Genomic DNA, 14,905 nt, shown 5'->3' on the forward strand with positions numbered 1-14,905 from the left:
AAAGGTAAATATAATTACTTTGCACATTTTACACGTTTTATCACATCAAATAACACTCTGCGATACATAACGTTATCCTCCCCTTATATTTTCATAAAATTCTGCACTGTTGTATAACACGAACAGCCTCATTCTTTTTTTCTTAACATATTTATTTAGCTTATTATAAATGTTTTATTGCGTCCCATATCATCATGGTTAAATTTGTACAAATGACTTTCCATGGGAATGCTAAAAAACTGCCCACGTATATAGTTCTCTCTATAAAAAAAGCTATAGAGATGCTTCTTGATTTTTATAAATAGATATGATTGTCTCTACCAAGTCTAAAGGGGGAAAATAAATAAATGATCGCACGTATTACAACTGTTGCTTTTCGCGGTCTAGAAGCAGTCCCTGTCGATGTACAGGTTATGATTTCGTCTGGTAAAATAGGAATGGCTATTGTTGGATTAGCTGATAAGGCAGTTGCAGAAAGCCGTGAACGTGTACAAGCAGCCCTCCACGCTTGTGGACTTTCTATGCCTACTAAACGAATTACGATTAATCTTGCACCAGCTGATTTGCCTAAAGAGGGATCGCATTATGATTTGCCAATCGCTGTAGGCTTAATGCTTGCTATGGGAATCCTCCCTCCCGAAGTAGCTCAAGACTATATCATTTTAGGAGAATTATCACTGGATGGTTCACTTACCGCTGTTAATGGTGTTTTACCAGCTGCCATGACAGCTTTATCACTCGATAAAGGACTGATTTGTCCCTTCCAATGTGGACCTGAAGCAGCATGGGCAAATGCAGAAATAAATATTCTTGCCCCAGAAACTCTGCTCACTATAGTCAACCATTTCAAAGGAACCCAAATTCAAAAACGTCCACAACCGCGCCAATATACTATCGAAACTGGACTTCCAGATCTTTGCGAAATCAAAGGACAAAAAACAGCCAAACGTGCCTTAGAAGTTTGTGCTGCTGGACGCCATAACCTTTTGTTTGTAGGTCCCCCTGGTGCTGGAAAATCTATGCTAGCGCAACGCTTACCTTCCATTTTGCCACCTCTTGATAGCCGTGAGCTTTTAGATGTCTCTCTGATTGCTTCTATTACAGGAGAAACGGTTCATAATACCATTTCACTTCATTGCCCCTTTCGTTCCCCACATCATTCTGCTTCCATGGCCGCAATGATTGGTGGAGGGCTTAAAGGACGACCAGGAGAGGTCTCCCTTGCTCATAATGGTGTGTTATTCCTTGATGAATTGCCTGAATTTTCTCCACAGGTTCTTGATTCTCTTCGTCAACCTTTAGAAAGTGGGGTGTCAGTTATCGCCCGCGCTAATCACCATATTAGCTATCCTGCTCGCTTCCAACTTATTGCCGCAATGAATCCTTGCCGTTGTGGTATGGCAGGCGAAAAAGACCATGTTTGCCCTAAAGGGATACGCTGTCAAATCGATTATCAGTCCCGTATTTCTGGTCCTCTGCTTGATCGAATTGATTTACGGATTGATGTCCCTGCTTTGACGGCTATAGACCTTATGCAACCAGAACAATCAGAAAAAAGCTGCGACGTTGCCAAACGCGTCGCACGGTGCCGTACCATTCAAGCTAAACGTTTTTCAACAATGGGGTTTGATCATATTCGTACCAATGGCGATTGCCCTGCCAAAATTATAGAACAGATTGCCATTCCTGATAAAAGTGCGACTATACTCTTACGAGATGTGAGTGAAAAAATGCACCTCTCTGCACGCGCTTATCATCGCATTCTCAAAGTTGCACGCACAATTGCTGATCTTGACGGATCAGATACTCTTTCACGCTATCATCTCGCAGAAGCTATTTCCTATCGACTAGGCGCAGAAAGATTAACAGCCCTTAATTAAAAAACTACTCATCAATAAAAACTTATTGGAAAATAACGCAAATAAAGTTCTGTAAGTTTACCATCCTCTTCTAGAGATTTCAGCGCATAATTGAGTATATCAACCAATTTTTCATTCTTTTTTGCAACAGCAAGCTGCATTCCTTGCCCCAATAACTGTGGCGCCATATATGCCCCCCCAACAAAATGGCAGCAATCAACAGATTTTTGTTTTTTGAACCATAATGATAAAGCAAATCCATCATCAAAAATAAGGTCAATTTTACGCTCTTGTAATGCTTTATAGAGCTCTTCTCTCTTTTTAAACCCTTGCCATTTGGCTTTAGGAAAATAATGTTGAAAGAGTTTTTCGTGAACACTTTTAGACAAAACACCACTGGTTAAATGTATCAATTGATCGCTTATTGGCTCATCGAGATTTAAACGTCGAGAAGCAACAAATCGCGCTGGAAAGCGCAAATATGACTTTGTAAAAACAAGATCTTGCTGGGTTTTACTTGTTTCTTTTAAACCCGCAATAATGACTTCTGCACCACCATTTTTAACATGTTCTACAAGCTCTTTCCAAGGAATCACTTCTATTTCACAAAGCTTCTCTAATTTTAATTTTGAGCAAATAGCGCGCAATAAATCGATATTATAACCTGCAAGATACCCCGATTGATCAATAAAATTAAAAGGAGGAAAATCAAAACTTGTTACAAAACGCAAACGAAAGATATCCGTTGTATCAGGTTGTACCAAATGTTCATGCGAATCAAAAAAAGAAGGCAGACTTTCAGCTTCTGCGTAAGAGGAAAATAGAACCCCCCCTGCTACAAATAAAATACGAATAAAAATATTGTATGGATTATTGAATAAAAAGTACTGTAAACGCAATTGAAGATGTTTCACATATATAGATTTTTTTATTTTCAAAATCTCTCCCCCATTTTTCAAAACTAAGATGCAACACTTCTTAACTATTATCTAACGCACTTCACCAAAATATCTGGCGTTTAATAAATAAAATTCTTGCTATTTTTGAAACCATTGAAAATGCTTAGATTTCTGATGTTAATTTTCCAAAATGAATATATAAGAAAGTAATTTTAGAGAAAAGCGATTTAATTTTTTAATATAAGAAATAAGCTGTATATACTTTAGTGGTACACTTTATTTTATCAAAATATCCCGCGTACCTTAAAATATTAAGACCATTTCCTTGCGTATCACAACCTGGGAAGTATATAGATACTATTGAAGAAAAGAGTAAAAACACCCCTCAAATGCCGAGGGTTTTCTCAACATTAAGGTTGCACCAACATTTAAAAGCTGAAAAATAAAATGATGATTCTGATTTGCACTTTATTGTCACGATGGGAAAGATGGGGGACATAAATCTTGTAGTATTCACAGGGTATTTTGCGTTATACTATTCAAATATCGTTGTAAAATGAGTTTGGGAACATTGAAAGATGCTCCTTAAAAAAGCGCGTGAATAAACAGTACAATGGCGTTTTGTTTTGAATGAGCGATGCAACCTCACGAGAATACAAGAAACAAAAGCGTAAGATAATGCGTCATTACCCTCATTATTCAAAAACATCACCGTAAGACGTTTTTTTAAATTGTAAAGTTGAATATAAAGATGATCGTGGAAACATGTTTTTACATTTACGCATTTATATTTTCCTCAAATGAAGCTTTTTTCACATTTTAAAGATGACACAAACCAATATACATAATATTTTCGCCTCAATCTAACATACAAAAGTTTGAACTGCTTAGAGAGCTCGCAATCTTTGTTTTAAATATATGGTAGAATTAGGATTGAAAAATTGATTTATGGATAAAACAAGTGAGACCTTTATTAGTGTAACACAAAATGCATAACTAATTCTGAAACAGAACGTATATGCAAAAATAAACAAAGTAAATAGCATCGTTTATGAAACAGCTTTTTGTATAAGTCATAAGTGTTTATTCGCCTTATATCACCGCCCTAGTGTTTTACAGCATAACAGTACACTATCATTTTATCATTCTCTCCATTATATATCGACAGATATTGAATCTAGATCTGATATACGGTAAATATTTAATGTGGTTATTCCATAAATAACTGATCAGAACATTGAGCTTTAAAAAAAGCGGATAAAATATTGTAAATTGAACACAGGAATGGACTAACTTATGAGTGATGAAATAACCTCACCAGCACAAAGCAATAACTATGATGCCGCTTCTATCAAAGTTCTCAAAGGTCTTGATGCTGTACGCAAACGTCCTGGTATGTATATCGGTGATACTGATGATGGATCGGGGTTACATCATATGGTCTATGAAGTTGTAGACAATGCTATCGATGAAGCTTTAGCCGGTCATGCAACTCTTGTAAACGTCACACTCCATGCTGATGGTTCTTGTTCTGTTCGTGATAATGGACGTGGAATTCCGACAGATATCCATCCAACAGAAGGTATTTCTGCAGCTGAAGTTATTATGACACAGCTTCATGCCGGCGGAAAGTTTGATCAAAATTCTTATAAAGTTTCAGGCGGATTACACGGTGTTGGCGTCTCTGTTGTGAATGCATTATCCGTTTGGCTTAAATTGCAAATCAAACGCAATGGTAAAATTCATGAAATATCATTTACCCATGGGGTAGCTGATGCTCCATTAAAAGTTATTGGCGATTGCGATCAAGAAAGTGGAACAGAAATTAGATTTTTACCAAGCTCTGAAACCTTTACTATGGTTGAGTTTGATTTTGAAATTTTGGAGCGCCGCTTACGGGAATTAGCCTTTCTAAATTCTGGGGTTTATATTCTTCTTGTTGACGAGCGTCATGCTGATATTAAATCCGTTGAATTGCATTATGAAGGTGGATTAATAGAGTTTGTGAAATATATTGATCAATCAAAAAAAGCTCTGCTTGATACTCCTATTTATATTGCAAGTGAAAAGGATGGTATAAGCGTTGATGTTGCTCTATGGTGGAATGATTCCTATCATGAGAAGGTCTTGTGTTTTACCAATAATATCCCTCAGCGTGACGGTGGAACTCATTTGATAGGTTTCAGAAGTGCCCTTACACGCCAAATTAATGGCTATGCTGAATCTTCAGGTATTGCTAAAAAAGAAAAAGTGAACTTAACCGGTGATGACTGCCGTGAAGGATTAACAGCTATTCTTTCTGTCAAAGTTCCTGATCCAAAATTTTCTTCACAAACAAAGGATAAGTTAGTCTCTTCTGAAGTGCGCCCTATTGTTGAAAGTTTGGTCAATGAAGGTCTTTCAATATGGCTGGAAGAACATCCTCATGAAGCAAAACTTCTCATTAGTAAAGTGGTAGAAGCTGCAACAGCACGTGAAGCAGCACGCAAAGCACGTGAACTCACAAGACGAAAAGGGGCGCTTGATATCACTTCTCTACCAGGAAAGCTTTCCGATTGCCAAGAACGAGATCCCGCAAAATCAGAAATCTTTATTGTCGAGGGGGATTCGGCTGGCGGTTCAGCAAAAAGTGGGCGCTCACGTCAAAATCAAGCAATTTTACCCCTTCGTGGTAAAATCCTCAATGTTGAACGAGCACGTTTCGACCGCATGCTCTCATCTGATATGATTGGAACACTTATTACAGCTCTTGGAACGTCTATCGGGAAGGATGAATTTTCACCGGATAAATTACGTTATCATAAGATTATTATCATGACGGATGCGGACGTTGATGGAGCCCATATTCGTACTCTGCTGCTCACTTTCTTTTTTAGACAAATGCCCGAGTTGATTGAACGTGGACATCTTTATATTGCTCAGCCTCCTCTTTATAAAGTGTCGCGTGGAAAATCTTCCCAATATATTAAAAATGAAGCAGCGTTTGAAGAATTCTTGATCGATACTGGATTAGAAGAAACAACGCTTGAGCTTTCAACGGGAGAAGTTCGTGCAGGGGCTGATTTGTATCAACTCGCTAAAGATGCTCGTATATTACGTCAACTTTTAAATGGTCTTCATACCCGTTATGACCGTAATATTGTTGAACAAGCAGCAATTGCTGGCGCTTTTAATCTTGAAGTCTTTGCAACACAAGAAAAAGCGCAAAAAATAGCAGATACTACAGCACACCGCCTTAATCTGATTGCTGATGATATGGAACAAGGTTGGAGTGGACAATATACAGCAGATGGAAGTTTATGTTTTGAGCGTATTTTGCGTGGTGTTAAAGATGTTGTTACGCTTGATGTGGGACTTATAAATTCAACTGACGCACGCCAAATTGATCGCATTTCCCAAAATTTTATCGACATATATCATCCTCCTGTTCTTTTACGTCGCAAAGATAAAACAGAGCGTATTTTTGGTCCTATGAGCCTTTTAGAGAGCATTTTTACAAACGGTAAAAAAGGTGTTACTCTTCAACGTTATAAAGGTCTTGGGGAAATGAATGCTGAACAACTTTGGGAAACAACGCTTGATCCCAATGCACGTTCTCTTTTACAAGTAAAAATTAATGATGCAACCGATGCAGATTCACTCTTTTCTCGTCTCATGGGTGATGAAGTTGAACCTAGACGTATTTTTATTCAAGACAATGCCTTAAGCGTTGCCAATCTTGATATCTAAAGGTACTCTTCTGTTTTTGGCTGTGTAAACGTCGTAGTTTTATACGTTGTTTTTTCGTAGTTGAACATTCCCTCTCTATTTCATTTACGATAAAAGAAAAATAAGGAAGATCATATACATGGCAATTGAAACAGAACGTGTAGGAACCAAGGGTGGCATGGAGCACTCTTTTGGTTTTACAAGAGTAGATGAAACACAAAAACAATTCATGGTGGATGATGTGTTTCATTCTGTTGCTGAAAATTATGACAAGATGAATGATATCTTATCCTTAGGGCTACACCGTGTGTGGAAAAATTCCATGATTGCTTGGCTTTCCCCACCAGCACTTTCTCATTGGAAAGTTCTTGATGTCGCTGGCGGTACAGGTGATATTGCTTTTCGTATTCTTAATGCTTCACGCCAAAAAGCCCATGCTACAGTGCTTGATATTAATGGCTCAATGCTCAGCGTTGGCAAAAAACGCGCACAAAAAAATGGTCTTGCCCCTCTGATTGATTTTGTTGAAGCCAATGCAGAAAATTTACCTTTTGAAGATCAAAGCTTTGACGCTTACACGATTGCTTTTGGAATTCGCAATGTTCCTCATATTGATCAAGCTCTTAGAGAAGCTTTTCGTGTTTTAAAGCCCGGTGGACGTTTCTTATGTTTAGAATTTTCAAATGTCGAGATGCCTTGGCTCGATAAAATTTATGATCTTTGGTCTTTCCATGCTATCCCTAAGCTGGGTCAATTTATCGCAAATGATGGCGATGCTTATCGTTATTTGGTTGAATCTATCCGCAAATTTCCTAAGCAAGATGATTTTTCCCATATGATCAAGCATGCGGGGTTTTCGCGGGTATCGTACCGCAATCTCACCGGTGCGATTGCAGCGCTGCATTCAGGTTGGAAAATTTAAAAATGGTGCAAATTTCCCCTTACTTTCAATTGATGCGTGCAGGATGGGTTTTAACACGTGAAGGTGTTTTAAGTGCTCTTCCTCATGATGATCTTCAAGGATTTCCAGCGCTATGTCATCGTATAGCGAGTGCATTAGCACGACGCAAAACAAAAAAGAAACAGCGATCTGAAAATATTTCATATGCCATTAATAAGCTTGGACCCTCTTACATAAAACTTGGTCAATTTCTTGCAACAAGGCCTGATATTGTCGGCCGTGATATTGCGGAAGATTTGTCACAACTACAAGATCGTGTCCAAACATTTTCTTGCACCGCCGCTATTGCTCAAATTGAAAGTTCTCTTGGTCGCTCTATTGATGATTTATTCGTAAATTTTTATCCCCCCATTGCCGCCGCTTCTATTGCTCAAGTTCATCCAGCTGAATACAGTGATGAAACTGGCCATAAGAAAAAATGTGCTGTAAAAGTTATTCGTCCCAATATCAGAGCACGTTTTTCTAAAGATCTTAGAGGATTCTATCTCATTGCTCATTTGCAAGAGCGCTATATCCCTGCCTCTCGAAGGCTTCGTCCTGTTTGTGTGGTGGATACTTTAGCACAAATAACACGACTTGAAATGGATTTACGCTTAGAAGCAGCAGCTATATCTGAAATGGCTGAAAATATTCAACATGATACAGGCTTTCGGGTTCCACGTATTGACTGGGAACGGACAGGACGTAATGTTCTTACAATGGAATGGATTGATGGTATAAGAATATCCGAAACTTCCAAACTCAAAGAAGCAGGATTTGATTTGAAGGCGCTTGCTATTACGCTTATTCAATCTTTTCTTCGTCATACACTGCGTGATGGTTTTTTTCACGCCGATATGCATCCTGGTAATTTATTTGTAGATGAAAAAGGATGTATTGTCGCTGTTGATCTAGGTATTACAGGACGGCTTGGAAAAAAAGAAAAGCATTTCCTTGCTGAAATTCTTTACGGCTTTATTACCCGCGATTACCATCGAGTTGCACGTGCCCATTTTGAGGCAGGCTATGTTCCTTCACACCATAATATTGAAAGCTTTGCGCAAGCCAACCGCGCTATTGGCGAACCAATTCACGGACAATCAGCACAAAGCATTTCCATGGCTAAATTGCTCACTTTATTGTTTGAAGTCACTGAATTATTTGACATGCAAACGCGACCTGAACTTTTATTGCTGCAAAAAACGATGGTTGTCGTGGAAGGTGTTGCCCGCACATTAGACCCCACTTTTAATATGTGGAAAGCTTCTGAACCCATTGTCAAAGAATGGATTAGTAAAAATTTAGGACCCGTAGGCGTTGCAAAAGACTTTAGTGAAGGAGCACAAGCTCTCCTTTCGCTGGCACGCAAAACACCACAATTGGTTCAAAATTTCCAACAAATAGAAGAAGATTTTAATCAAATGAGAAAAACAGGTTTTAATCTTTCTCATGCTACCCTCAAACAACTTGCTGTAGAACAAAGTCACAGAAACCGTTATGGTCGTTATAGTCTTTTCATCATTGCACTTTGTTGCGCTTGTCTTACTTTTTACTTTTTTCATCTTTTCTAATCTCCTTAATATGCTAAAAATATCAACAATGAAATCATTGCAATCATTTTATTTCTTGGAGGTATTTTATGGCCAGTATTACCATTCGTAACCTGTCTCCTGAAACCAAAGAAGCTTTGCGCATACGCGCCGCGCAAAATGGTATTTCTATGGAAGAAGAAGTCCGGCGCCTTTTAAGCAATCCCTCTCTTCTCACCACACAACCCCTTCATGCTAGCGCTGTTGAAATGCAATCATTGAAATCAAAATCTCTCCTTCTTATTATTGGTGGAAGTATTGCATCCTATAAAGCACTTGATTTGATTCGCCGTTTACAAGAACGTGGAGCACATTTAAAAGTTGTGATGACAAAAGCAGCGCAAAAATTTATTACGCCTTTAGTCGCTGAAGCTTTAAGCGGTGGTACTGTATATACTGATTTATTTTCACGCGAAGAAGAACACGATATCGGACATATCCGATTAGCACGTGATGCTGACCTGATTATTTTAGCTCCTGCTACAGCCAACCGTATTGCAAAAATAGCCAATGGCATAGGAGATGATCTGGCTAATTGCATTCTTTTAGCGGCACGCTGTCCACTCTTGATTGCACCCGCTATGAATCCGTCCATGTGGACGCATCCAGCCACTATTCGCAATGTTGCACAATTGCGCGCAGATGGCGTTCATATCATCGGACCAGAAATCGGAAATATGGCTGAACGTGACGAGATGGGATATGGACGCATGAGCGAACCTTTAACTATTGTCGCTACCATAGAGAATCTTTTGAATGTGCATGAAAAACCTCTCTCTGACCGCCATTTCATCGTTACCTCTGGCCCTACTCATGAACCAATTGATCCAGTGCGTTATATTGCTAATCGGTCTTCAGGTAAACAAGGTCATGCCATCGCAACCGCTCTTGCACATTTGGGTGCAAAAGTAACACTTATTTGTGGACCTGTTAATCTCGCAGACCCACAAGAAGTAAAAACCATTCATGTTGAAACAGCACAACAGATGTTACAAGCCGTTCAAACCGCATTGCCTGCTGATGGTGCTATCTTTGTTGCCGCTGTTTGTGACTGGCGCAGTCAAACGCAGTCTTTACACAAAATTAAAAAGAATGCTCATAAAATACCACCATCCCTTCATATGGTTGAAAATCCTGACATTTTAGCAACGATTGGACACGCTCCAAACCGCCCCTCATTGGTCATTGGTTTTGCTGCTGAAACATGTGATATCATTGCCAATGCACAAAAAAAATGTGTTGAAAAAGGAGCTGATTTCATTCTTGCTAATGATATTTCTCTTCAACTAGATGGTACAAGTGTCATGGGCGCTGATACAAATCAAGTTTATCTCGTAAGTAGAAAAAAAGTTGAACAATGGCCCCATATGAGTAAACAACACGTAGCGCAAAAATTAGCAAACGTGATTGTATCATTTTTTGCCCCCAAAACACCTACTCCTCATGAGGAAAATATACCCCTTTGCAAATAAGAACTCTTCAAACGCGTTGATATTAAAACACCTTATAAAATAGAACTGACAATAGGTGTCTATCCATCTCAATTAGTATATAATATTTCTGGTTTATAATGATAATATCGCATTGTTCATATTAAATTAGAATCCCAAATATCATAAGATTCTCTCATTCCCAATCTCTCTCATGTTGAATCAATAAAAATCATTTTCTTGCACGTTGTAAACAAGGATAACTGTATGAATACAAAACGTTTCAGAAAGAACTAAAAGCGCTTATAATGGACCGTCTCAAGAACCAAGGGCTTGTCTCGGACAAACACTGAGGATGATGGTGCCAGCGTGCTCTTTTTATTAAGCGTAAAGTTAGTGATGCCCTATAAGTTTTATATTATTCACGAGAGCTTTACTCATATACCATTCACAAACGCTGTTGCGAAATGGGTGTGATGAGCGTTGGGAAATGTTTTTTTAAAAAATCCTATCTCACCCTAGCCTTCATAAAGTAGGATCTATTGCACCACTGTCTCGCCAGCTTATAAAAAACAAGCTATCATTCACTTTGGCTACCATCAATTTTGACAAAGCTCTTGTAATGGATAAAATTTATAAAAAGCATTTTCTTTCTTCAATGTTTTTATCCACATATCGGTCATATTTATGATATGCAAATAAATGATTTTGATTGTTTCATGATGAGAGCAGCTAATGAGAAAATATGAAAACTTTATTTTGAGCTCTTATTCGCTATGAAAAATAATGTATAAATCAATGATATTATAATATCTCAATGCAATTTGAAGCATATCTCACACTGACGCTTATAAAGAGTGTAGACAAAATTCACTGCACCACTGTCTATAAGTTTATGAAACTGAAGCCTTTATTATTTTTCTCAGTGATCGGTCTTTAAAATTAAATGTGTGTGTCCTCTCTCCAGAATACCAAGACCACAAAAACTAGAATTTTATCCATGATATCCTCACATTGTGATGTTTCATGAGAAGCATTTTTATTCCTTTATTGAAAGCTTTGTATCCATACATTGGTCTCGCCTATAATGTGTACGTAAATAATTTTTTGATGTTGAATAGAGTCTTTGAAATTAAAGAATATTTCTATATTTGGGATTCTTATTCAAGTTAAAAATGATCAATTCTCTTCGATAAATTAGTGGTGTTATTATCTAAAAATTATTTGATACAGTGCACCACTTGTATGAAAAGTGCTTCAATGAATGCTTACTTCATTGCACTTATAGCTTTTAAAATTCAAAATCTCATCATTTTTAAGCATCCGTGGTTTCTCCCTTTCTTTGCTTCTTCTCAAAAAACTGCTCTTCTATGGGATCGGACGATCAATCGCCTAAGCTTATTTTTTCCACTTCTATCATATTAATCATTCTGTTGCCCAAAATTAGAATATCTACGGAGCTACTACGTTATCCCTATTCCATTGAACTCAATATTTTTTTGAAAGCGAGAGGCAAAAGCATGCCGCCAAATAGTAGAAAAGTACAGAATTTTAGGAATTGTGCAAAACAATTAAACACTTAGATAAACGAAGTTAGATAACTCTACTGAATAAATAGAAGTAAACAACTTTTCTCCCAAATAGTTCTTATTCCTTAATTTTTTACATATATCATATAAACGCAATAATCTACACTATGTACAAAAATACTAAAAATTTCTTCTACAATAGATACTTTTTAAATTCTTCTTTGTTTTTAAAAATCAAAATTTCTATTTATTCAAACTTTATTTTTAACAAAGAAACCTTAACCATTTTTTATAATGTTCTTGAAAAAAATCTTGTAATTCAAAGAAAGAAAAAATTACACTGTACATACTTTAAATATATTTCTTGTTTTTTTTGCTTCTTTCCTTAGTTTATTAATCTATGATTTTTACTGCTGCTTATCGTGCTTTACAACGTCTTATGACCTCGCAATATCGTATTATGATACTGAAAGCATTGGGGGTTACTTTTTTCATTCTCACCATTTTATGGTTATGTGTGCACCAACTTTTTGTGTCTTACTTTTGGCCCTGGATTGCTCAATTTCTTCCTGGACTCCCTAGTTGGGCGGGATGGATTGGTTTTAGCATGCTTATCATTTTTAATCTTGGTTTGGCTCTTTTGTTGGCTTTTTTGATTGCACCGATCTCAGCTATGATTGGTGGTTTTTTCATTGACTCTGCTGCTGAAATCATTGAAAAAGAGGATTACCCAAACGAGCCTATTGGACAAGCTTTGCCGTTTCAGCGTTCTCTTATCATTTCCTTTAAATTTGTTATTTTAAGCCTTCTTGGTAATGGAATTGCTTTTATTTTATTCTTCATACCAGGTATTAATTTAATTGCTTTTTATCTTATTAATGGTTATTTGCTCGGTCATGAATATTTCTTGTTTGCGGCTTACCGTTTTCGAACAGAACAAGATGCCCGTGCTTTTTTACATACTCATTACACAACGGTTTTTGGCGCAGGATTATTGATAGCGCTTTTTGTTTCGATTCCAATTCTTAATTTAGCAACACCGCTTTTTGCAGCCGCCTTTATGACATATTTACACAAAATGCTTTCCCAAAAGACCATGGCACGCATTACACAAAAATAGTGTTCCTTGACTTTAAGGTTAATAAAACTTGCCAGCCAAAGAAAGCATAATATAAAATTTTATGCTTTATCTTTTATTAAAGCAATATATTGATTTATAATGATAACTTATCGTTTCACAACATGAGTGAAAAACCTAAATATTATGAGGTTTTTTCATTTTAATCCTATTCATATTAGGTCAATTGAAATCGTTTGTTAATATGTCATAAACGGAGGTGGTGTGCGGATAAAAGTACTTTCAAAAAGGCGTGAAATATCTTTATATGAATCCTCTTAATGCAAACATTATCGTCAAATTAAAACTGGAAAAGAGTATGATGGTATCGATTTGTACCTTCTATTTCAGTAAAAATGAAGAGCATAATGTATTTTATACCATTCATGGAGAGTATATGCTCTTCTGAGAACCGTCATAAGAGAGTTTTGGAGATTATTGAAAAATGTCTTTAAAACAAGCACATGAATGAGTAATATAATAGCATTTTTGAGGGTATTCTATTTTAATTGTGAAAAGCACGCGCTTTAAAAAAACCTTTTGAAAAAAATCTTGCTCTGATGTTAGCGTTTCGCTAATATGATGTCGTCTTATACAGTATTTTAAATGGATTATTTTAGCCTTATTAACGCCTTATATTATAAGGTTTCTTTTCTTCAGAACCGTTGATACGAGTGATTAATTGGATATTCATTTTTATTAAAAAATAAGGGATTTGTTAACCATCGCAAGGAGTGAATTTTAATACCAAAGTAAAAAAATAAAAAGTTAAAAAACAAGCTATACGTACACTGATAAAAGTATTAAATAGACTCCTTTGTTCCACCGGTAAAGCAAATGTGACTGCTTAGATTCATATTCTTTCAAATCATGCGAAAGATGTGTAATATTTAAAGGAAGGTTATAAAGATGAACTGGATTACAAATTATGTTCGTCCTAAAATTAACTCTATATTGGGGCGCCGTGAAATTCCAGAAAATCTATGGATTAAAGATCCTACCAGTGGTGAAATGATCTTCCATAAAGATCTGGAAGCTAATCAATTTGTAGCTCCCAATTCTGGTCATCATATGCGTATCAGCGCTAAAAATCGTCTCATGCATTTTTTTGATGATGGTGTTTATACAGCTCTTGAAAATCCAAAAGTTGTAACAGATCCTTTAAAATTTCGTGACGAAAAACGCTATATTGACCGGTTAAAAGATTATCGTTCTAAACTTGGTGTTGATGATAATATCTTAAGTGCACGTGGTACGATTGAAGGCTTACCAATCATTGCAACCGTTCAAGATTTCGCCTTTATGGGTGGATCACTCGGTATGGCTTCAGGAGAAGCTATTATCAAAGCTTTTGATACTGCCATTGCCGAAAGGCGTCCGCTGGTTCTTTTTTCTGCTTCTGGTGGCGCACGCATGCAAGAAGGAACGCTCTCGTTGATGCAAATGCCTCGTACAACTGTAGCGATTGAAATGTTGAAAGAAGCAAAACTTCCCTATATTGTTGTGCTGACTAATCCAACCACCGGTGGTGTTACTGCTTCTTACGCCATGCTTGGTGATATTCACATTGCCGAACCTGGCGCTATGATTGGTTTTGCTGGTCCACGCGTGATTCAACAAACTATACGCGAAACCCTACCAGAAGGTTTTCAAAGTAGTGAATATCTGCTCGAACATGGTATGATTGATATGGTTGTATCACGTTTAGAAATGAAAACAACGATTGCGCGTCTTTTACGTTTGATGATGAAACGCCCTGCTGTTTTTAACCCTTCCGATCCATCCCCTACAGACTCTCAAACATCGCTTTCTACAACAAAAGCAGCTTAAATTT

8 protein-coding genes are annotated in these 14,905 nt (G+C 37.1%); 7 read left to right on the forward strand and 1 reads right to left on the reverse strand.

Going from position 1 to position 14,905, the window contains the following annotated elements; all coding sequences use genetic code 11:
* Positions 1-347: 347 nt before the first annotated feature.
* Positions 348-1,880, forward strand: coding sequence for a YifB family Mg chelatase-like AAA ATPase (locus ACFINO_RS00550; RefSeq protein WP_375636377.1), 1,533 nt, complete (start codon positions 348-350; stop codon positions 1,878-1,880).
* Positions 1,881-1,891: 11 nt separating this feature from the next.
* Here the strand turns inward: ACFINO_RS00550 and ACFINO_RS00555 are convergent, their stop codons facing one another.
* Positions 1,892-2,797 (reverse strand): transporter substrate-binding domain-containing protein, encoded by a 906-nt coding sequence (locus tag ACFINO_RS00555; protein WP_375654771.1) that lies wholly within the window; start codon positions 2,795-2,797, stop codon positions 1,892-1,894.
* A 1,257-nt stretch (positions 2,798-4,054) separates the two neighbouring features.
* Here ACFINO_RS00555 and gyrB point away from each other — a divergent pair.
* The 6 genes from gyrB (at position 4,055) to accD (ending at position 14,901) form a co-directional block, all read left to right on the forward strand.
* The gene (gene gyrB / locus ACFINO_RS00560) at positions 4,055-6,487 is read left to right on the forward strand and encodes a DNA topoisomerase (ATP-hydrolyzing) subunit B (RefSeq protein WP_375654773.1); all 2,433 of its coding nucleotides are present in this window, start codon (positions 4,055-4,057) and stop codon (positions 6,485-6,487) included.
* A gap of 118 nt (positions 6,488-6,605) precedes the next feature.
* On the forward strand, positions 6,606-7,388 hold the full coding sequence (gene ubiE, locus ACFINO_RS00565) for a bifunctional demethylmenaquinone methyltransferase/2-methoxy-6-polyprenyl-1,4-benzoquinol methylase UbiE (protein WP_375654775.1): 783 nt from the start codon (positions 6,606-6,608) through the stop codon (positions 7,386-7,388).
* Between the two features lie 2 nt (positions 7,389-7,390).
* Positions 7,391-8,977 carry a 2-polyprenylphenol 6-hydroxylase gene (gene ubiB, locus ACFINO_RS00570; RefSeq protein WP_375633664.1) on the forward strand — a complete coding sequence of 529 codons (1,587 nt, stop codon included), beginning with the start codon at positions 7,391-7,393 and terminating at the stop codon, positions 8,975-8,977.
* 68 nt (positions 8,978-9,045) lie between these two features.
* The gene (coaBC, locus tag ACFINO_RS00575) at positions 9,046-10,467 is read left to right on the forward strand and encodes a bifunctional phosphopantothenoylcysteine decarboxylase/phosphopantothenate--cysteine ligase CoaBC (RefSeq protein ID WP_375654778.1); all 1,422 of its coding nucleotides are present in this window, start codon (positions 9,046-9,048) and stop codon (positions 10,465-10,467) included.
* A gap of 1,887 nt (positions 10,468-12,354) precedes the next feature.
* On the forward strand, positions 12,355-13,074 hold the full coding sequence (locus ACFINO_RS00580; protein ID WP_375633662.1) for a sulfate transporter family protein: 720 nt from the start codon (positions 12,355-12,357) through the stop codon (positions 13,072-13,074).
* A 906-nt stretch (positions 13,075-13,980) separates the two neighbouring features.
* Entirely contained in the window at positions 13,981-14,901 is a 921-nt protein-coding gene (gene accD, locus ACFINO_RS00585; protein WP_012754464.1) for an acetyl-CoA carboxylase, carboxyltransferase subunit beta, read from the forward strand.
* Positions 14,902-14,905: the final 4 nt, after the last annotated feature.

Source organism: Bartonella sp. AA83SXKL (assembly GCF_042196965.1).
In the GTDB taxonomy this organism is placed as follows: Bacteria; Pseudomonadota; Alphaproteobacteria; order Rhizobiales; family Rhizobiaceae; genus Bartonella.

Bases quoted from the DNA above. Each gene is read 5' to 3' on its own strand.
- ACFINO_RS00580 (WP_375633662.1), top strand. From the start codon at position 12,355: ATGATTTTTACTGCTGCTTATCGTGCTTTACAACGTCTTATGACCTCG.
- ACFINO_RS00550 (WP_375636377.1), top strand. From the start codon at position 348: ATGATCGCACGTATTACAACTGTTGCTTTTCGCGGTCTAGAAGCAGTC.
- ubiB (WP_375633664.1), top strand. From the start codon at position 7,391: ATGGTGCAAATTTCCCCTTACTTTCAATTGATGCGTGCAGGATGGGTT.
- coaBC (WP_375654778.1), top strand. From the start codon at position 9,046: ATGGCCAGTATTACCATTCGTAACCTGTCTCCTGAAACCAAAGAAGCT.
- gyrB (WP_375654773.1), top strand. From the start codon at position 4,055: ATGAGTGATGAAATAACCTCACCAGCACAAAGCAATAACTATGATGCC.
- ubiE (WP_375654775.1), top strand. From the start codon at position 6,606: ATGGCAATTGAAACAGAACGTGTAGGAACCAAGGGTGGCATGGAGCAC.
- accD (WP_012754464.1), top strand. From the start codon at position 13,981: ATGAACTGGATTACAAATTATGTTCGTCCTAAAATTAACTCTATATTG.